The organism is Saccharopolyspora sp. NPDC047091 (genome assembly GCF_040643635.1).
GTDB lineage: Bacteria > Actinomycetota > Actinomycetes > Mycobacteriales > Pseudonocardiaceae > Saccharopolyspora_C.
Genome location: NZ_JBEYUS010000003.1, coordinates 161880 through 179788 on the forward strand (window position 1 = coordinate 161880; position 17909 = coordinate 179788).

At 71.9% G+C, this 17909-nt stretch carries 20 protein-coding genes; 9 read left to right on the forward strand and 11 right to left on the reverse strand.

The genetic code is table 11. The annotated features are described in order from the left end of the window. Positions 1-6: 6 nt before the first annotated feature. A complete protein-coding gene (locus ABZ805_RS03030) occupies positions 7-1410 on the forward strand; it encodes a DUF6519 domain-containing protein (RefSeq protein WP_358433426.1) in 1404 nt (467 codons plus the stop codon). A gap of 444 nt (positions 1411-1854) precedes the next feature. Here ABZ805_RS03030 and ABZ805_RS03035 read toward each other — a convergent pair whose 3' ends face one another. Next, positions 1855-2064, reverse strand: a complete 210-nt coding sequence (locus ABZ805_RS03035) for a zinc finger protein (RefSeq protein WP_358433429.1) — start codon at positions 2062-2064, stop codon at positions 1855-1857. Next, positions 2061-2225 (reverse strand): hypothetical protein, encoded by a 165-nt coding sequence (locus tag ABZ805_RS03040; RefSeq protein ID WP_358433432.1) that lies wholly within the window; start codon positions 2223-2225, stop codon positions 2061-2063. The genes ABZ805_RS03035 and ABZ805_RS03040 overlap by 4 nt, the downstream gene beginning before the upstream one ends. A gap of 351 nt (positions 2226-2576) precedes the next feature. Between ABZ805_RS03040 and ABZ805_RS03045 the strand changes: the two genes are divergently transcribed. The 7 genes from ABZ805_RS03045 (at position 2577) to ABZ805_RS03075 (ending at position 5945) form a co-directional block, all read left to right on the forward strand. Then, complete coding sequence (locus ABZ805_RS03045; protein ID WP_358433434.1) at positions 2577-3416, forward strand: helix-turn-helix transcriptional regulator; 840 nt, start codon at positions 2577-2579, stop codon at positions 3414-3416. After that, positions 3413-3589, forward strand: a complete 177-nt coding sequence (locus ABZ805_RS03050) for a DUF397 domain-containing protein (protein ID WP_358433437.1) — start codon at positions 3413-3415, stop codon at positions 3587-3589. The genes ABZ805_RS03045 and ABZ805_RS03050 overlap by 4 nt, the downstream gene beginning before the upstream one ends. A 109-nt stretch (positions 3590-3698) precedes the next feature. Next, a complete protein-coding gene (locus tag ABZ805_RS03055) occupies positions 3699-3875 on the forward strand; it encodes a DUF397 domain-containing protein (protein WP_358433440.1) in 177 nt (58 codons plus the stop codon). 29 nt (positions 3876-3904) lie between these two features. Then, positions 3905-4270, forward strand: a complete 366-nt coding sequence (locus ABZ805_RS03060) for a hypothetical protein (RefSeq protein ID WP_358433443.1) — start codon at positions 3905-3907, stop codon at positions 4268-4270. Between the two features lie 10 nt (positions 4271-4280). Next, positions 4281-4571, forward strand: a complete 291-nt coding sequence (locus ABZ805_RS03065; RefSeq protein ID WP_358433445.1) for a DUF397 domain-containing protein — start codon at positions 4281-4283, stop codon at positions 4569-4571. 108 nt (positions 4572-4679) lie between these two features. Further along, positions 4680-4856 carry a DUF397 domain-containing protein gene (locus tag ABZ805_RS03070; protein WP_358433448.1) on the forward strand — a complete coding sequence of 59 codons (177 nt, stop codon included), beginning with the start codon at positions 4680-4682 and terminating at the stop codon, positions 4854-4856. 183 nt (positions 4857-5039) lie between these two features. Next, entirely contained in the window at positions 5040-5945 is a 906-nt protein-coding gene (locus tag ABZ805_RS03075; protein WP_358433451.1) for an NADP-dependent oxidoreductase, read from the forward strand. A gap of 9 nt (positions 5946-5954) precedes the next feature. On the opposite strand, the gene ABZ805_RS03080 is transcribed toward ABZ805_RS03075, so the two are convergent. The 3 genes from ABZ805_RS03080 to ABZ805_RS03090 are packed head-to-tail and all read right to left on the reverse strand — an operon-like array spanning position 5955 to position 9231. Continuing rightward, entirely contained in the window at positions 5955-8312 is a 2358-nt protein-coding gene (locus ABZ805_RS03080; RefSeq protein WP_358433453.1) for a hypothetical protein, read from the reverse strand. A gap of 15 nt (positions 8313-8327) precedes the next feature. Then, on the reverse strand, positions 8328-8969 hold the full coding sequence (locus ABZ805_RS03085; protein ID WP_358433456.1) for a DUF6879 family protein: 642 nt from the start codon (positions 8967-8969) through the stop codon (positions 8328-8330). Then, complete coding sequence (locus ABZ805_RS03090) at positions 8962-9231, reverse strand: hypothetical protein (RefSeq protein WP_358433459.1); 270 nt, start codon at positions 9229-9231, stop codon at positions 8962-8964. The genes ABZ805_RS03085 and ABZ805_RS03090 overlap by 8 nt, the downstream gene beginning before the upstream one ends. 626 nt (positions 9232-9857) lie before the next feature. On the opposite strand from ABZ805_RS03090, the gene ABZ805_RS03095 reads away from it, so the two are divergent. Next, on the forward strand, positions 9858-12452 hold the full coding sequence (locus ABZ805_RS03095) for an AAA family ATPase (protein WP_358433462.1): 2595 nt from the start codon (positions 9858-9860) through the stop codon (positions 12450-12452). Here the strand turns inward: ABZ805_RS03095 and ABZ805_RS03100 are convergent. The 6 genes from ABZ805_RS03100 to ABZ805_RS03125 form a co-directional block, all read right to left on the reverse strand. Then, positions 12442-12870 (reverse strand): Dabb family protein, encoded by a 429-nt coding sequence (locus tag ABZ805_RS03100; protein ID WP_358433465.1) that lies wholly within the window; start codon positions 12868-12870, stop codon positions 12442-12444. The two genes, ABZ805_RS03095 and ABZ805_RS03100, sit on opposite strands and share 11 nt — an antisense overlap. Continuing rightward, positions 12870-14030, reverse strand: coding sequence for an MFS transporter (locus tag ABZ805_RS03105; protein ID WP_358433467.1), 1161 nt, complete (start codon positions 14028-14030; stop codon positions 12870-12872). The genes ABZ805_RS03100 and ABZ805_RS03105 overlap by 1 nt, the downstream gene beginning before the upstream one ends. Positions 14031-14119: 89 nt before the next feature. Continuing rightward, the gene (locus ABZ805_RS03110; RefSeq protein WP_358433523.1) at positions 14120-14524 is read right to left on the reverse strand and encodes a DUF805 domain-containing protein; all 405 of its coding nucleotides are present in this window, start codon (positions 14522-14524) and stop codon (positions 14120-14122) included. Between the two features lie 170 nt (positions 14525-14694). Beyond that, on the reverse strand, positions 14695-15687 hold the full coding sequence (locus ABZ805_RS03115; protein ID WP_358433469.1) for a transketolase C-terminal domain-containing protein: 993 nt from the start codon (positions 15685-15687) through the stop codon (positions 14695-14697). After that, positions 15684-16565, reverse strand: coding sequence for a transketolase (locus ABZ805_RS03120; RefSeq protein ID WP_358433472.1), 882 nt, complete (start codon positions 16563-16565; stop codon positions 15684-15686). The genes ABZ805_RS03115 and ABZ805_RS03120 overlap by 4 nt, the downstream gene beginning before the upstream one ends. Continuing rightward, complete coding sequence (locus tag ABZ805_RS03125; RefSeq protein ID WP_358433475.1) at positions 16562-17881, reverse strand: MFS transporter; 1320 nt, start codon at positions 17879-17881, stop codon at positions 16562-16564. The genes ABZ805_RS03120 and ABZ805_RS03125 overlap by 4 nt, the downstream gene beginning before the upstream one ends. Positions 17882-17909: the final 28 nt, after the last annotated feature.

The window sequence follows — 17909 nt, forward strand, 5'->3', positions numbered from 1 at the left end:
TCCGACATGCACGCAGACCTGTCCCGCATCAACTTCCGGCCGGAGCGCGGCTATTCCGCGGTGGTCGCCCAGCAGGGCCGCGTCCAGCTGGATTCGGACGCGAACGAGCAGGCGCTGATCCAGTTGCACGAGCAGCGGACGGTGCTCACCGACCTGATCGGCCCGCACGGCGGCCCGGTGGACGCGACCGGCTTCGGCATCGAGCGGATCGCCGGTCCGCACGGGTTGACGGACCTGGCGATCGGCGGTGGCCGCTACTACGTGGGCGGCATCCGCTGCGACGCCTACCGCCCGGCGCCGGGCGAGGCGGTGCCGGACGAGGACGAGCCGGTGCCGGCGGTGGAGCAGCCGTCCAGCTGGACGTACTGGGACCAGCCGGACGGGTTCCGGGACGTGGAATCGCCCGCGGATCGGCTGCCGGACGAGCCGTACCTGGTGTACCTCAAGGTGTGGGAGCGGATCGTGACCGCCGCCGAGGACCCGCAGCTGCGGGAGGTGGCGCTGGGCACCGCGGCCCCCGACACCTCGGCGCGGGTGAAGGTGGTGTGGCAGGTGCTGGCGCTGCCCGCCGCCGAACTCGGCGTCACGAACGCGGATGCGCCCGCGGAAGCCGTGCGCGAGGCGTTCGACGAGTGGTCCCGGCAGCAGCGCGCCCAGCGCCCGTTGCTGGCGGCGCGCAGCAAGCGGCCCGCCGACGCGGACACCGATCCGTGCCTGGTGCACCCGGAGGCCCGCTACCGCGGCCCGGAGAACCAGCTGTACCGGGTGGAGATCCACGAGGGCGGTGCGGAATCCGGCGCCACCTTCAAGTGGTCCCGGGAGAACGGGTCGGTCGTCTTCCCGATCGAGGAGGTCGACGGCACCTGGGTGGCGCTGGCCTCGCTGGGCGGGGACGAGAAGCTGGACCTGGACGTCGGCGACCTGGTGGAGGTCGTGGACACCGCGTACACGAGCCGGTCGGAGCCGGAACCGCTGCTGCAGGTGGAAGAGCTGGACCTGCCGGAGCGCCGGGTGCGGCTCTCGGCGGAACCCGAGGTCGGCCGGGACCCGCTGCTGCACCCGTTCCTGCGCCGCTGGGACCAGCGCGAAGGCAGCAGGCAGCCCGGCGCCCCGACCCGCCCGATGCGCGGCGGTGCGATCCCGGTGGAGGAAGGGCGGTGGCTGCGGTTGGAGGACGGCGTGGAGGTGCACTTCAAGCGCACCGACCCGAACCGGCCCGCGTACCGCACCGGCGACCACTGGCTCGTCCCCGCCCGCACCGCCACCGGCGACGTGGAGTGGCCGACCGACGCCGGGAGCCGCCCGCTGCTGCGCGAACCGACCGGCATCGTCGTGCAGCACGCGCCGCTGGCGTGGGTGGCGGGCGAGCAGCAGATCGTGGACCTGCGGTTGACGTTCGGGCTCACCTGAGCCCGGTGCGGTGCGGTCGAGATGGGGCACGCCGCAACTGAAAGCCGATTCGGTGCGGACGAAAACCGTTGCATCCCTGTCGAAATCCGATTCGGTGCGGTCGAAGATCGGTGCGGTGCAGCCGGAACCCGTTGCTGCGCGACCGGAACCGGTTCCAGCGCGACCGGAGCCGTTAGCGGGGAAGCCCGGCCGGGATGTGGGGGAGTGCCCGGCCGGGCTCCTTCCTGCTCGGCCGGGCGGTCGGGGAGGGACCGCGCCCGGCCTGACCTCGCCGGAGTGGCGAGGCCCCGGCCCGCGGCTGGTCGGGGAGTCAGCGCGGCGGGCCGAGGATCTCTTGCTGTGGCGGTGGGTTGTGCCGTGCGAGCGCGTCGAGGACTAGCCGGTTCCGGTGCGTCCCCCTGCTAGTGGGATCTCCGACGACGAGGGTTCCCGTGATCGCCGGTGTCAAACCCCGGTGCCGCGCGCCGCGTGCAGCACGGCGTTGCAGTCGGTGCAGGACGGCGCCCGCACCCAGTCCTCTTCGGACGGTTCCGCGGGCATCGTGGTGCGCACGCCGCACACCGAGGTGGCTTCAGGGCCTCCGTTCCACCGCGGGCCGGGGAACGCGTGCCGCACCCCGTCCGCCGCGGGCCGCCAGAAGTGCCGGGAACTCATGCGGACCGCCGTGCGCAGGCCTGGCACATCGCCCGATCCGCCACCCCGTCCGGAATCCACGGGGACCGCCGCAGGTGCACCGGTCCGTAGACGTAGGTCCCGCACTCCGCGGCCAGCGCCCCGCCACCGGCCCGGCCCACCGCGTGCCACCGCGTGTCCACCGGACCGCGGGAGGCCGCCCACGCCGAGATGGATGCGTCGGAGAATCGGTCCTCCCGATTGTGGGTAATTCCGAAGTGGAACTGTCCGATCGGGCTGTCATCGGGTCGGAGCGGAGTTCCCGCCGCGCTGCTCTGGAACGAATTCATCGTTGCACTCCTTCGGATTTTCGCTGCCCCCGGTTCCGCTGTCGGGGTGGGCTGGCATCATGCCCGGATCGGCTCGCCGATGTCCGAGAACCATGGACCGCAGGCGGTTTCGCCGACAACGGCGCGGTACTAGCCGCATCGGGTGATCAGATAGGTGGGCCCGCGACGGATGCGATCTCGCGGGAGCGACGACACGGAGCGCGAATGGCGAGAACTCCGAAGAACCAGGCATTGGGAAAGGCGCTGCGACAGGCCCGCGAGGAGAACGGGTTGACGTTGCGCGCGCTCGCGAAACGACTCGAACGCGACCCCGGGGTGCTTTCGCGCTGGGAGACGGGTGATCGGACACCGCGCCCCGAACAGGTGGCGCAGGTGCTGACCTCGCTGGGCGTCAACGGCGCGCGGTACGACGAGGTCGTCGACCTCGCGCACGGAGCCGACGCCCCCAACTGGGTGGCGACGACCCTTCCGGCGCAGCGGCAGCAGTTGGAGGCTCTGATCGACTTGGAGCGGCGGGCAGATCAGATCATCGAAGTAGCTCCGTTGGTGATACCTGGGCTGCTGCAAACGAGTGATTACATCGCCGCAGTCATGGAAGGCGGCGGCGTGGCCAAGTCTGAAATCGATGATCGAATCTCGCGTCGGATCACTCGAAGGGACGCGATAACCGGGCCGCAGCCCGCCGAGGTCGTCGTCTTCATCGGTGAGGCTGCGCTGCGTCAAGTCGTCGGAAGCAAGGCCATCATGCTGGATCAGCTCCGTTTTCTGGGGCATATGGCGGCCAAACCGAACGTCGAGGTCCGGATCGTTCCGTTCGCCAGCGGTTGGCACCCAGGGCTTGAGGGACTCTTTTTGATCACCCGATCCGGGCTAGAGGAGGTCGTCCATTTGGAGAATCGTAAGTCCGGACTCTTCCTGCACGAGCAGGCCGATGTGAAGATCTATCGGGAAGCCGTCGGCATGGTCGAGCGAGTGTCGCGGAACGCGCACGAGTCTCGAGCCATCATCGCGGACCTCGTCAGGAGGATGGAGGAGCGCCGATGAGTGCGGAACGCACCTGGATCAAGTCCACCCGCAGTCAGAACACGGCGTCGTGCGTCGAGGTGACGACGACGTTCGACGAGATCAGAGATTCCAAGGACCCGACAGGCCCGACGCTGAAGGCCGCCGTCGCCCCGTTGGTCCGGGCGATCAAGTCCGGCCGCTTCGACGTCTGAAGTCCCGTCCAGATCACCAGGTGAATGGCCCATCAGCCCAGAGACGTCGGTCCGATGGGCCATTCACCTGATGCGGTGCCCGCCGGACGACACCCCGAGGGAGTACCCCGTGCCGACCACTCCGCGCTGGATCAAATCGACCCGCAGTCAGAACACCTCGACGTGCGTCGAGGTGGCCACGACGTTCGACGAGATCAGAGATTCCAAGGACCCGACCGGCCCGACCCTGAAGGCCGCCGTCGCGCCCTTGGTGCAGGCCATCAAGTCCGGCTGCTTCGACGGCTGACGCCGGCGCGGCCCGCCGGGAGGAGCAGCATGTCGCATCGCCAGGACATCACGCATCCGCGGGCGATGCCTGCCCACCACAAGACCTGCGCCGAGCTCGCCCGCTCGATCGACACCGGCGATCCGGGTGCGGAGCACCTACGAGGTTGGGCGCGCGTCGGAACGACCGCCACCCTCCGCACGAACGCCATCGCGGTGTTGTCGAAGAGGGCGCACCGCGACGACGTGCCAGTGATCATCGAGGTCTTGGAAGAGGACGAGAAGGTGCGAGTCCTGAGCTTGGCATCCGAGGTCTCGAAACTGATGCAGCACGACTGGCGGACCTGCCTGCGCGTGGCGAAGGACCCGAGCACGGCACCGGAACCGACCCCGCAAGCTTGCCAAGGCGCTGGCTGAGGAAGCGCTGTTGGAGGACGACGCCGAGTCGCGCTGGTGCGGCGCTCGTCTGCTGCGGGAGCTGGTCCCGTGCTCGGCCGCTGACAGGTCCGGATCGGCACCGACCCACGAGGAGGGCAACTCCATGACCGCCACTTCGAGATGGATCAAATCGACCCGCAGCCAGAACACCGCGACGTGCGTCGAAGTGACGACGACCCTCGACGAGATCAGAGACTCCAAGGACCCGACCGGCCCAACGCTGAAGGCCGCCGTCGCGCCCTTGGTACAGGCGATCAAGTCCGGCCGCTTCGACGCCTGACGCCGAGCAGATCACCAGGTGGACGACCGATTCGCCCAGGAAGGCTCGTCAACGGGCCGTTCACTCGATGCGGCGGCGTCCGAGGGGCTACAGCGAAGGGAGCATTCGGTGACCACCACCCAGGTCTGGATCAAGTCGACCCGCAGCCAGAACACCTCGACGTGCGTCGAGGTGACGACGACCCTCGACGAGATCAGAGACTCCAAGAACCCGACCGGCCCGACGCTGAGGGCCGCCGTCACCCCGTTGGTGCGGGCGATCAGATCCGGCCGCTTCGACGGCTGAGTCCCCGTCCAGATCACCAGGTGAATGACCCATTGGCCCAGCCGGACTGGGCGAAGGGGTCATTCACCTGGTCGGATCGGCGCCCGGTCGCGGCGGTCGGCGCTTCGCGGCCGGGTCGGTGTTTCTTCCGTATGGTGATCGTGTGGCGGCAGTCCACGACGGCATCCGGGAGGACGGGGCGACATGCGTGCGGTCAGGTACCACCAGTACGGCGGCGTGGAGAACTTGGTGGTCGACGAGGTGCCCGAACCGCACCCCGGCCCCGGTGAGGTCCGCATCCGGGTCGCGGCGGCCGGGGTGAACCCGGTCGACTGGAAGGTGCGTTCCGGTGCGGTCCGCGACTTCCTGCCGCTGGAACTGCCCGCGATCCCGGGCCGCGACGCCGCGGGCGTCGTCGACGAGATCGGCCCCGACGTGTCCGGTGTGGACCTGGGCGACCGCGTGTTCGGGCTGGGCGGTGTCACCGGTGCGACGGCGGAGTTCGCGGTCCTGTCGGCGTGGGCGCCCGCGCCCGACGAGTGGGACGACGCGCAGGCCGCCGGCGCGGGCCTGGCCTCGGTCACCGCGATCGGCGGGCTGAACCCGCTCGGCCCGCTGCACGGCCGGACGCTGCTGGTGGAAGGCGGTGCCGGGGGAGTGGGGAGCGCGGCGGTGGAGATCGCCGTCGCCCGCGGCGCCACCGTGATCGCCACGGCGAGCGAGCGCAACCACGCCTACCTCGCGTCGCTGGGCGCCGCGCCCACCACCTACGGGCCGGGGCTCGCCGAACGCGTCGCCCGCCTCGCGCCGAACGGCGTGGACGTCGCGCTGGACACCGCCGCTTCCGGTTCGCTGGCGGACCTCGTGGCGATCGTCGGGGAGCCCGGCCGCGTGTCCACGGTCGCCGATCACGCGGGCGCCGCGAGCCTGGGCGTGCACTTGGCGAACGCCGAGAACAACCCCGCGTACCTGGCGGAAGCAGCGGAACTGGGCCGGGAAGGCCGCTACACGCCGCAGATCGAGCGGACCTTCCCCTTCGCGGAAACCGCCGACGCCCACACCTACGTCGAACGCGGCCACGTCCGCGGCAAGGTCACGATCTCCTTGTAGGCGTGGAGATCAGGTGCCGAGCAGGCGGGCGCGGGCGCGCAGCGAAGCCGGGTCGGTGAACCCGGTGAGCAGCTCCGCGGCCTCCTGCCGGGCCTGCTCGGCTTCGTCCCCGACCCAGCCGAGGGCGGTGGCGAGGTGGTCCAGGACGGTGGCGAGCCACCACGGGTCGTCGAGCTCGCGGAACGACTTCGCCGCCGTCCGGTGAAACCGGGCGGCTTCGTCGGCGCGGTCCAGGGCCCGGTAAGCGGTGCCCACCGCGTCGATCGCCTCCGCTTCCCGGGCGTGGTCGGCGGGCCTGCGCTGCATCGCGGCCGACCGGTGGAACGACTCCAGGGCTTCGGACGGATGGCCGAGATCGACCTGCACCCGCCCGAGTTCGAGCGACCAGTACGCCTCCCACGCCCGGTTCTCGTGCTCGTGCGCGGTCACCAGCGCCGCCTCGACGAACCGCAGCGCGTCGTCCGGGCGCCCGAGACCCCGGTGGGCGTGGCTGAGTCCGCGCAACGCGTCGCCGCGGCCGCCGGGGGAACCGAGCCGGGTGTAGCGGTGCACCGCGTCCCGGAGCAGCTCGGCCGCCTCCTCGAACGATTCGAGTCCTAAATGGACGTTCGCGGTGCCGTTGGTGGACACCGCGATCCAGTACTCGTCCCCGGCTTCGGTCGCCAGCCGCCGCGTCTGCTCGAACATGCGCAGCGCCCGCTCCAGCTCGTGCCCGCGCAGGTGTGCCATGCCCACCGCGTTGGTGGAGGCCAGTTCGCCCACCCGATCACCGAGCTCCCGGCGCAGTTCGAGCGCGGCCAGCTGGAACCGGATTCCCTCGCCTCGCCGCGCCGCCTGGGTGTGCGCCTTGCCCAAGCTCTCCAGCATGTCGGCCTCGGCGTGGCGATCCCCGCAGGCGCGCGCCGCCCCGAGCCCGATGGTGCTGGTGGCGAACCAGTCGTCGAACTGGTTCCGGCCCGCGTAGATGCCGCGCAGCACCGCGGGGAGCCGGCACGCCGCCTCGTGCAGGCCCGCGTCCGCGGCGGCCCGCGTGGCGGCGACCAGGTTCACCCGCTCCCGCTCGTACCAGCGCGCCGCCTCGTCCGGGGTGCCGAACTCCGGGACCGGCGCACCGGAATCCTCGCCCGCCGGTCGCCGGTGCCCCGGGGCGAGCATCCGCACCGCCCGGTCGGCGCCCGCCGCGTACCAGCGCACCGCCCGCTCCAGCGCGGCGCGGGCGGTGTCGACGGATTCCTCGGTGCGCGCCTGGTCGGTGGCGTAGGCGCGGAGCAGGTCGTGGAACTCGTACCGGTCCGGCCGCGGCTGCTCCAGCAGGTGTGCGCCCGCCAGGTCGTCCAGCAGCCGGCGCGCGCGGCTCACCGGCACGTCGGCCAGCGCGGACGCCGCGGCCGACCCGAAGTCCTTGCCGGGGTGCAGTCCGAGCAGCCGGAACAGGCGGCTCGCATCCTTCGACAGCGCCCGGTAGGACCAGGCGAACACGGAGCGCACCGCGTCGGCGTCGTCGTCATCGCCCGCGGTCAACGCGTCCCACAGCGCGGATTCGTCCCGCAACTCCTCGATGAGGTCGCGCAGCGGCGCGGTCGGCCTGCTGATCGCGCGTTCCGCCGCGATCCGCAGCGCGAGCGGCAGCCGCGCGCACAACCGGGCCAGTTCGTCCAGCTCCGCGTCGTCGTCCGGCCCGCGATGCCCGGCGGCGAGGCTCCGCAGCAACCGGACCGCCTCCTGCTCGGGCAGGACGCCGAGCGTCACCCGCCGCGCACCGTCCCGCGCGACCAGCCCGGAAAGCCTGCTGCGACTGGTGATCAGCGTGAGGCACGCACCGCTGCCCGGCAGCAGCGGGCGCACCTGCCCGACGGTCGCCGCGTTGTCCAGCACCACCAGCATCCGTCGCCCGGCCAGCAGCGAGCGGAACAGGGCCGCCCGCGACTCCAGGTCCGCCGGGATCTGCGCGCCGGGCACGTTCAGCGCGCGCAGGAAGCGGTCCAACGCCTGATCGGGCGTGACCAGCGGACCCGGGTCGTAGCCGTGCAGGTCGACGTACAGCTGCCCGTCCGGGAAGCGCGGCGCCATCCGGTGCGCCCAGTGCACGGCCAGCGACGTCTTGCCCACTCCGGCGGTGCCGACCACCACGCACGGCGCCGTCGTGCGCCCCGTCTCGTCGTCCGGCAGCAGCAGGTCCAGCTGGTCGAGTTCGGTGCTCCGGTTCACGAATCCCGGCGCGTCGGCGGGCAACTGGCGGGGTACGCCGCCTTCCGGACCGCCCGGGTTGTGGAAGTGGATGCCGCCCTCGACCCGGCCGGCCTGCACCACTTCCCGCGCTCTGCCGGAGAGTTCGTTCCTGGACTCGTCGCCGCCCCGCGTCGGCATGGCACCCACCCCGGCTCAGACGGACGGCGCGTCGCAACCCGCGGGTCGCAATCCCGCCACTGCTCGATCGAAGTACGCGTCGATCTGTTCCCCTGAGCGGTCCAGGGCATCGATCAGAATCATCCAGCGGTCCGCGGTCGCCCGGTCGATGCAGCGAATCGCGCCGACGGCCTCGCCTTCCGAGTCGTACTCGACTTCGTACACGGTGTCCGGGCCGATCACGAAGATCTCCGGCAGCGGGCCGTTCCGCTCCCACTGCTCCAGCAGGTCGGCGTTGACGATGCTGACCGCGGCACCGGCCTGGTGCCGGATCAGCAGCGAGTTCAGCTCCCAGACCAGGTAAGGGCTCAGTGGTTCGGTCACGACCCGCACGCGGTGCACGCTGAAGCCGTGCGCCGCGACCCGGTCGAAGTAGTCCCGAAGTTTCGGTCGCCGTTCTTCGAGCAGCCGCAGCGACCGGTCCCAGTCCCCTGCGTTGAAGGCATTCCAGCTGGGGCTCTCCGGTTGCCGGAACGTCTGCCTGCGTTCGAGCTTCCAAGCGATGGTGTTCCCCGGTCTCCAGAACCGTTCGTTGAAATCGGCGAGGTACTCGTCGAGCGTCAGCTCGTCCCCGGAGATCGAGGCCCGGAGTTCGGTGATCGATGTCGTGTCACTCATCAGGGATGTCCCCCTTCGCGGACCTGAGCATCGATCCGGGGATGACGACGAGCCGTTCGTCGAATCCGACGTTCACCCCGTGCGGCAGTGCGCCGGCGTAGGAATCGGTGAGGTCGCGTCCGATCACGGCGACGTCGCCGTTGTCCAGCTCCCAGATGTCCGGGCAGGTCGGTTCGTCGTCGGTGTGGCCGAGTTCGAGCGCGGATTTTCCCAGTCTTCTTCGAAAGGTCGCAGACGCGTCCGCTTCCCAAGGTCGTGGCATGGTAATCCCCTCCGCTGATCGTGGACCCGGCGGGACGAGGCCGCGGAAAGCAGCCTCGTTCGGGGAAGCATTCCTCGATCACTGCCTTGTTGGAAACTTCCCGCTTTATGGTTCGATCGCCTGGAGGAATTCATTGTAAAGACGCGGCGAAGGGGAGTGGGGATGCCATTACTTCGCGTCACTCGGATGAGTGGGATTGATGCCTGATCAGTGGAGAAATGCTGCACAAGTGCGGTTTCGCCCGCGAAATCCGCACGGTCTGAGAGCGAAGTATCCGCAGCTGGCGCCCCCTGGCGCCTGCATAAGCAACCCGGAATACTCATGGTGCACCGAAGGTAACACCTCTGTCGGTGAATTCGCCCCGTGAAGCATGATCGTTACGCATCTTCGACCGAACGCGCCCAATTCGAAAATCCCGCCGCCGCACCGCCCAATCCCCGCCGGTGAACGGCTCACCCGACTCGGCTGATGGGGCGAGTGGGCCACTCACCTGACGTGGAACCCGCGGCCGAGCCCGGCGCGGAGTCCGCCGACGGTCCCCAGGACGGCGCTCCGGTCGACGGGCGCTCGGCCGCGAGCGGGAATCGCGTGCGCCTCGCCGTCCGCGGCGCCGGTAATCTCGCCGCATGCGCACGGTGTCGCCGCTCGTCGGGCGGGACGAGGAGCTTCGCCGGCTCGAACAGCTGACCCGGGCCGCGGCCGAGGGGCGTGGCGGCGCGCTGGTGCTGCGCGGGGAGCCGGGCATCGGCAAGAGCGCGCTGCTCGACCACCTCCGCCGGGCGGACGGGTTCCTGGTCGCCGAGGCGTCCGGGGTCGAATTCGAGTCGGAGCTGCCGTTCGCCGGGCTGCACCAGCTGTGCCTGCCGCTGCTCGGGCGGGTCGCGGAGGTGCCGGAGGCGCTGCGCAACGCCTTCGGTTCGGCCGGTGCGCCCGACGCGTTCCGCATCGGGCTGGCGGTGCTGGAACTGATCGGCGACGCCCGGCGGGAACGACCGGTGCTCTGCGTGATCGACGACGCCCACTGGCTGGACCACGCCTCGGCGAAGGTGCTGGCGTTCGTCGCGCGGCGGATCGCCGAGGAACCCGTGGCGATGGTGTTCGCGGCCCGGAACGGGTTCGACGAACTCCCCGGGCTGCTGCTCGGCGGACTGCCCGAGGCGCAGGCGCGCCGGTTGTTGCGCGCCACGCGCGACGAGCAGGTGCGGGACCGCATCCTCGCCGAGGCGCGCGGGAACCCGTTGGCACTGCTGGAGTTGCCGGGGGAGGGCGGTGAGCCACCGGTGACCTCGTCCGTGCCGCACCGGATCGAGCGTTCCTTCCGCACCAGGTTCGCGCGGCTGCCCGCGACCGCCCGGGCGCTGCTGGTCGTCGCCGCGGCCGAACCGGCCGGCGACCCGGTGCCGGTGTGGGCCGCCGCCCGCGAACTCCGCATCGACGGCGGGGCCGCCGCGGTGGCGGAGACGTCCGGACTCGCCGAGTTCGGCACGCGGATCAGGTTCTGCCATCCGCTGGCCAGGTCCGCCGTCCTCCGCGCCGCCGACGCCGAACAGCGCCACGCCGCGCACCGGGCGCTCGCCGCCGTCGCGGACCCGGTCGCCGACCCGGACCGCCGCGCGTGGCACCGCGGCCAGTCCGGCACCGGCCCCGACGAGGACGTGGCCGCGGAACTGGAGTCGGCCGCGGCCCGGGCCGGCGCGCGCGGCGGTGTCGCGGCGACCGCCGCCGTCCTCGAACGCGCGGCGGCGCTGTCGCTGGACCCGGTGCGCCGCACCGACCGCACGTTCGCGGCCGTGCGGGCCCGGCTCGCGGCGGGCGGCGTCGAGGCGGCGGCCGAGCTGCTCGCGACCGCGGCCACCGGCGGCCTCGACGAGCGGCGGCGCGCCGAGGCCGACCTGCTGCGCGGCCGGATCGCGTTCGCCGCGGGCGGCGAGGACGGGCCGGTGTTCATGCTCCGCGCCGCCCAGCGCATGTCCGAAGTGGACCCGGCGGTGTCCCGGGAGCACCACCTGGACGCGTTGGAGATGGCGCTGGTGGTGGGCCGGGCGTCCGGGGTGCTCGACGCGGTGCTGGACGCTGCCGCGCCCGCACCGGGGCCGCCGGACGTCCTCGACGCGCTGGTGGCGTTGGAGACGCGCGGCCACCGGGCGGCGGGCCCGCTGCTGCGCGCCGCCGTCGCCGACGACGCCGCGATCGCCGCCCGCCCCGCGCTCGCCGCCATGATCGCGGCCGAGCTGTGGGACTTGGACGCGCACGCCGACGTCACCGGCCGGATCGTGCGGGCGGGCCGCGCCTCCGGCTCGCCGATGGTCGTGCGGCTCGGCCTCGCCCAGACCGCGTCCGGCGCCGTGCTCGCCGGTGACTTCGCCGCCGCCGCGTCGGCGATCGCCGAGGAGGAGGCCATCGCCGACGCCGCGGGGGAACCGCCGCTGCGGTACCCGCGCCTGCACCTGGCCGCGATGCGCGGGGACCACGGGGAACTGGCGCGGCTGGGTGGAGAGGGGGACGGTGCCGGGCAGCTCGCCGCCAACCTGCACTGGGCCACCGCGCTGCTGCACAACGGCCGCGGCGACTACCGGGCGGCACTGGCCGCGGCCGAGGCGGCGACGGGGCCCGGCGACCTGTTCCTCGCCGGGATCGCGCTGCCCGAACTGGTCGAGGCCGCTTCCCGCTGCGGTGCGCGGGCCGCCGCCGAAGCCGCCGCCGACTCGCTCGCCGAACGCACCCGGGCCGGTGGCTCGGCGTGGGGCCTCGGCGTCGCCGCCTGCGCCCGCGCGTTGATCAGCGGGGACGAGGACGACTACCGGGAGGCCCTCGACCACCTCGACGGTTCACCGACTGCCCCGCACCGGGCGCGGGCCCGGCTGCTGTACGGGGAATGGCTGCGCAGGCGCAACCGCGGGCTCGAAGCCCGGGAGACCTTGCGCGCCGCGCACCGGGAACTCGCCGACCTCGGGATGACCGCGTTCGCCGACCGCGCCGCCGATGAGCTGCGCGCGGCGGGAGGACGGGTCACCGGACGTCCCGCGGCCGCCGCAGCGGAACTCACCCTCCAGGAACGGCACATCGCGCGGCAGGTGGCGACGGGCGCGACGTCGAAGGAGGTCGCGGAACGGCTGTTCCTCAGCCCGCGCACGGTCGACGCCCACCTGCGCAACATCTTCCGCAAGCTCGGCGTCACCTCGCGACGGCAGCTCCGCGACCTCCCGGGAATCACTCCCTGACCCGCTCGCCATGCTGTCCGGGGGCGGCGCTGCCGCGGTACTCGCCGAGTCCTGCGACGAGCGCGGCGATGTCCGGCATGCCGTCGTACCGCCGCCGGTGCAGCTCCGCGATCTTCTCGGCGAGCCCGGGGTCCGGGTCGTCGGTGATGTCGAACGACGCGAACCTGTCCACCAGCGGCAACCCGACGCGGTCGGTGGCGAGGTGCGCCGGGTGCACCAGGTACTCCTGGTAGCCGTCCAGGTCGGCCAGCACGAAGACGGCGCCGTGGTCGTACTCGCCGCCGTGGTCCGGGCCGACGACGAAGGACCGCACCGCCGGGATGGTCCGGCCCTGGTTGCGCAGGCTCTCCAGCGCCTCCTCGACGCGTTCCGGGTCCGCGTCGGCTCGGAAGGTGAACCGGTTTCCGTGGTAGATCATCAGGATTTCCTCTCGTTGCGGTGCAGCGCCGCAGCGGTGCACGCGGCCGCGGCCAGCGCCGCGCCGGTCCAGGTGAAGGCGCCGGAGATCCCGGCAACCTCGATGAGCGGTTGCGCGACCAGCGGCGACAGGAACTGGCCGAGGAAGATCCCGGTGACCAGTCCGCTGAGCACCCGCCCGCGGCTGGCGGGCGCCGCGAGCTCGGCGAGCCGCAGGTTCAGGTCGGGGACCACCAGCCCGACGCCGACGCCGCCGACGAGCAGTCCGAGCACGACCGGCCCGGCGGAACCGGCGATGCCGATCACCACCCAGCCCAGCCCGAGCAGCGCGGTGCTGCCCGCCGTGAGCACGCGCGGGGCGAGCCTGCCGCGCAACGCCGGGAAGGCCAGCGCGCCGACCGCGCCGGTCAGCGTGCTGCACGCGACGACGGCACCGGTGACCGCCGGGCCGAGGTGGAAACCGGCCAGCAGGAACGGCAGCTGCGTCGGCGCCATGTAGAACACGAGCGTCGCCACCAGCGCCAGCAGGTAGATCCGGCCGATCCGCCCGCTGTTCCGGACCCGGCCGGCGGCGGGCCGGTCCGCGGTGCGCGGAGTTCCCCGGACCGCCCGCAGCGCGAACGGCAGCACCAGCGCACCGGCGGCGTAGAGCCAGAACGGCAGCCGCCAGTCCACCGCCGCCAGCACCCCCGCCAGCGGCAGGAAGACGACACCGCCGAGGCTCGCCGCGGCCTGCTGCATCCCGAGGAACGTGGCCCGGCGCCGCCCGTCGAACCAGTCGGTGATCAGCGCGCTGACCGCGGTCATGAGCCCGCCGACCGCGACCCCGAGCAGCACCCGCGTCACCAGCAGCGGTCCCAGGCCGGTCGCGAAGTAGCCCGCCGTGCCCGCCACCGCGTACAGCGCCAGTGCGCCGACCAGCAGCGGGCGGCGGCCGAGCCGGTCGGCGACCGCGCCGGAGATCGGCGCGCTGATCGCGATCGCCAGCGACGTGATCGTCAACGCCAGTCGCACCAGCACGTCAGCGCCCGCGAACGCGCCGGTCATCGCGGGCAGGCTCGGCGCGATCAGCGCCGCCGACATGATCGTCAACCCGGCCGCGCCCAGCACCGTCGCCCGCGCCGCCCGCGTCGGCGCCTCCTGAACCGTCGTTCCACTCACGACGTCGACCCTGGCACCGGCCCCGGGCGGAACGCGTCGGCGAGAACCACCTAGCCGGAACGCGGCGGACGGCTAGGTGGTTCGTGCGGTCAGGGGCCGTACTGGTTCGCGTGCGGTCGGCTCGGCTCCACCCAGAAGACCAGCACGATGAAGAAGAAGCAGGTGGGCAGGAGCAGGCACCAGAAGCCGCTGCGGCCCGTGTCGTGCAGCCGCCGGATGCCGACGGCGATGAACGGGATCAACCCCGCGTTCGCGCCCGCGGCGTAGACGAGGATCCCCAACCAGTGCAGGTTCTCCGGTATCGCAACCAGGAAGATCAGGAGCGCGCAGATCAAGGCCCCGTAGAAGAGGGCGAACAGCCAGAACTCGCTGCGCGAGGCGCGGTCCCTCGCCTGGAAGGACTTGCGCACACCGCCGCGGACGGCCGCCGCGAAGGTGACCCGCGGTTGCGGGGGTCGCGGTGCGGGCTCGACGTCGCCGAGTTCGTCTTTCATCACCCGACGAAGTGTTCAGCGAAAAGTCCCGCTCCCGCGCCGAAATCGAAGATCCACACTCGAATGGAGGCACGCGGGGGCGGTGCGCGTGGCCCGGCTCGCTCACACCGCTCACCCGACGCCCGGCCGGGCCGCACCGGCCGGGCGTTCGAAGCTCAGCGGGGCGCGACTCACCCGAGCTCGGCGAGGACCTTGGCGACGATGGTCGTGCGGGCGAGGCCGTAGCGTTCGTGGAGGGTGGGGAGGGCTCCCGCGTCGAGGAATTCGTCGGGGAGGGCGATGGGGACGACGCGCTCTTGCACGCCGCCCTTGGCCAGTTCCGCGGCGAGGGTCTCGAAGAGGCCGCCGACGACGGTGTGGTTCTCCAGGGTGACCACGAGCCTGCCGCCGCCGAGCTCGGCGAGCACCGTCTCCGAGTCGAACGGCTTGATGGTGGGGCTGTGCACGACCGACACGTCGACGCCGTGCTCGGCGAGGTCCTGCGCGGCCTGCAACGCGCGCATCGTCATCAGGCCGCTGGAGACGAACACGACGTCGTTGCCGCCGCGCAGCACCGAAGCCTTGCCGAGCCGGAACTCGTAGTCGTACTCGTCGAGGACCGTCGGCACCTTCCCGCGCAGCAGCCGCAGGTACGTGGGCCCGTCCGAGGCCGCGAGCTGCGGCACCGCCTGCTCGATGTCCACCGAGTCGCAGGGGTCCACGATGGTCAGGCTCGGCATGCCCCGGAAGATGGCGATGTCCTCGGTCGCCTGGTGGCTCGGGCCGTATCCCGTGGTGAGCCCGGGCAAGCCGCCGATGATGTTGACGTTCAGGTTCGGTTCGGCGATGTCCAGGCACAGGAAGTCGTAGGCCCGGCGCGCCGCGAACACGCTGTAGGTGGAGGCGAACGGCACCAGCCCGACTTCGGCCATGCCCGCCGCGGCGCCGAACAGGAGCTGCTCGGCCATGCCCATCTGGAAGAACCGGTCCGGGTGGGCTTCGGCGAACACGTGCATGTCGGTGTACTTGCCGAGGTCGGCGGTGAGGCCGACGATCCGCCGGTCCTGCTCGGCGAGCGCGGCCAGCGCGTGCCCGAACGGGGCGGGTGCGGTCCGCTGCCCCGGGTCGGCGAACGAGGCGATCATCGCCGAGGTGGTGAGGCGCTTCGTGGTGGGGGTGCTCATGCGCTCGCTCCTTCGAAACCGGCGGTGAGCTGGTCGCGGCACAGCTGCCACTCGTGCTCGTCGATCCGCATGAAGTGGGCCTTCTCGCGGGATTCCAGCAGCGGGACGCCGCGGCCGATCTGCGTGTCGCAGAGGATCACCGACGGGGTGCCCTCCGGACCGGCCTGCTCGGCGGCCGCGTCGAACGCGGCCAGCAGCGCCGCCACGTCGTTGCCGTCGACGCGCTGGGTGAACCAGCCGCAGGCCGCCCACTTCTCCTCGGCCGGTTCGATGCTGAGCACCGATTCGGTCTTCCCGTCGGCCTGCAGCGCGTTCATGTCCACGATCGCGGTCAGGTTCCCCAGCCGGTGGTGCTTGGCGCCCATCGCGGCCTCCCAGGTGGAACCCTCGTCGAGCTCGCCGTCGGAGAGGAAGTTGAACACCCGCGGGGATTCGCCGCGCAGCCGCAGCCCCAGCGCCATGCCCACCGCGACCGCCAGGCCGTGGCCCAGCGAACCACCGGAGATCTCCATGCCTGGCGTGTAGGAGGCCATGCCGGACATCGGCAGCCGCGACCCGTCCGAGCCGTAGGTCTCCAGTTCCGCCACCGGAACGGTCCTGGCCTCCGCGAGCGCCGCGTACAGCGCGATGGCGTAATGGCCGGTGGACAGCAGGAACCGGTCCCGCTGCGCCCAGTGCGGGTCCGACGGGCGCAGCCGCAGCTGGTCCACGTAGGACACGGCGAGCACGTCGGCGACGCCCAGCGCCTGGCCCACGTAGCCCTGGCCCTGCACCTCGCCCATGTTCAGCATGTGGTGGCGCATCCGGTGCGCGGCCGCGCGCACCCGATCCGCGCGCGCGGCGAGCTCCGCCGGGCGCGACTCGCTCAATGCGGTCATGCGGTCCTCACTTCCTTTCCGGGGGCCGGATCGGTGTCCGGCAGTGTCGCGGGAGCGGTTTCCGGGGTGACCGCGGCGACGGCGGTCGAGACGATGCCCAGCAGCACGAACAGCAGCGCCGCACCGAGCCAGCCCGCGACGCCGTACAACGCGGTCGCCAGGAACGGCAGCAGGCCCGCGACCATCGAGGCGCCGTTGTAGCCCAACGAGATCCCGGACGAGCGCACGTCCCGCGGGAACTGCTCGGAGAACCAGGACGACTCCACCGCGAAGATCGGGTCGTGGCTCAGCAGCAGTCCCAGCGACACCGCCACCACCACGGCGATGCCCGCGCCCGTGTTCACCAACAGGAACATCGGGATGCCGAAGGCGATGGTGAACACCGATCCGAGCAGGAACACCGGTTTCCGCCCGATCCGGTCCGACAGCGCGCCGAACAGCAGGTGGCTGAGCAGTCCCAGCGCCGACCCGACGATGGTGCCGACCAGCACGTGCTGCTTGTCCGCCAGCCCGGCCAGCACGACGTACGAGAGCATGAAGCTGGTGGTGATGTAGTAGCCGCCGGTCTCGGCCAGCCGCAGCGCCACGATCTTGAGGATCACCCGCCAGTCGCGGCGCAGCACCTCCAGGGCCGGGGTCTTGTGGATCTCGCCGCGGTCCTTCATGGCGGTGAAGTCGGGGGACTCGGAGATCTTCATCCGGATGAACATGCCCGCGCCGACCATCACGATCGACACCAGGAACGGCACCCGCCACACCCAGTCGCCGTCGAACACGGCCTCCGAGGCGAGGAACGCGCCGTTCGCCAGCAGCAGCCCCGCCGGGATGCCGATCTGCGGCACCGCGCCGAAGAACCCGCGCCTGCGCTCCGGCGCGTGCTCCACGGACATGAGCACCGCGCCGCCCCACTCGGCGCCGAACCCGATGCCTTGCACGATCCGCAGCAGGATCAGCAGTACCGGAGCCAGCGCCCCGACCTGGGCGAACGTCGGCAGCACCCCGATCAGCACCGTGCCCAGGCCCATGATCGCCAGCGACCACATGAGCACCGTCTTGCGGCCCAGCCGGTCCCCGTAGTGCCCGGCGAGGTAGCCGCCCAGCGGGCGGAAGAAGAATCCGACGGCGAGCGTGGCGAACGAGGCGAGCACCCCGAGGAGCTCGTTGCCGGTGTGGAAGAACACCGAGCCGAAGTAGGCGGCCGACGCGGTGCCGTAGATGAAGAAGTCGTAGCTCTCGACCGCGGTACCGATCATCGACGCGACCGACACCTTCGCCGGGTTGTCGCGCGGTGGTCCGGTGGTGGGCGCAGCGGACATGGTCTGCTCCTTTGCAGCGACCGCAGGG

Coding starts and splice junctions, on each gene's coding strand:
- ABZ805_RS03030 (WP_358433426.1), top strand. CDS start 7: ATGCACGCAGACCTGTCCCGCATCAACTTCCGGCCGGAGCGCGGCTAT.
- ABZ805_RS03035 (WP_358433429.1), bottom strand. CDS start 2,064: ATGAGTTCCCGGCACTTCTGGCGGCCCGCGGCGGACGGGGTGCGGCAC.
- ABZ805_RS03045 (WP_358433434.1), top strand. CDS start 2,577: ATGGCGAGAACTCCGAAGAACCAGGCATTGGGAAAGGCGCTGCGACAG.
- ABZ805_RS03050 (WP_358433437.1), top strand. CDS start 3,413: ATGAGTGCGGAACGCACCTGGATCAAGTCCACCCGCAGTCAGAACACG.
- ABZ805_RS03060 (WP_358433443.1), top strand. CDS start 3,905: ATGTCGCATCGCCAGGACATCACGCATCCGCGGGCGATGCCTGCCCAC.
- ABZ805_RS03075 (WP_358433451.1), top strand. CDS start 5,040: ATGCGTGCGGTCAGGTACCACCAGTACGGCGGCGTGGAGAACTTGGTG.
- ABZ805_RS03080 (WP_358433453.1), bottom strand. CDS start 8,312: ATGCCGACGCGGGGCGGCGACGAGTCCAGGAACGAACTCTCCGGCAGA.
- ABZ805_RS03085 (WP_358433456.1), bottom strand. CDS start 8,969: ATGAGTGACACGACATCGATCACCGAACTCCGGGCCTCGATCTCCGGG.
- ABZ805_RS03090 (WP_358433459.1), bottom strand. CDS start 9,231: ATGCCACGACCTTGGGAAGCGGACGCGTCTGCGACCTTTCGAAGAAGA.
- ABZ805_RS03095 (WP_358433462.1), top strand. CDS start 9,858: ATGCGCACGGTGTCGCCGCTCGTCGGGCGGGACGAGGAGCTTCGCCGG.
- ABZ805_RS03100 (WP_358433465.1), bottom strand. CDS start 12,870: ATGATCTACCACGGAAACCGGTTCACCTTCCGAGCCGACGCGGACCCG.
- ABZ805_RS03110 (WP_358433523.1), bottom strand. CDS start 14,524: ATGAAAGACGAACTCGGCGACGTCGAGCCCGCACCGCGACCCCCGCAA.
- ABZ805_RS03115 (WP_358433469.1), bottom strand. CDS start 15,687: ATGAGCACCCCCACCACGAAGCGCCTCACCACCTCGGCGATGATCGCC.
- ABZ805_RS03120 (WP_358433472.1), bottom strand. CDS start 16,565: ATGACCGCATTGAGCGAGTCGCGCCCGGCGGAGCTCGCCGCGCGCGCG.
- ABZ805_RS03125 (WP_358433475.1), bottom strand. CDS start 17,881: ATGTCCGCTGCGCCCACCACCGGACCACCGCGCGACAACCCGGCGAAG.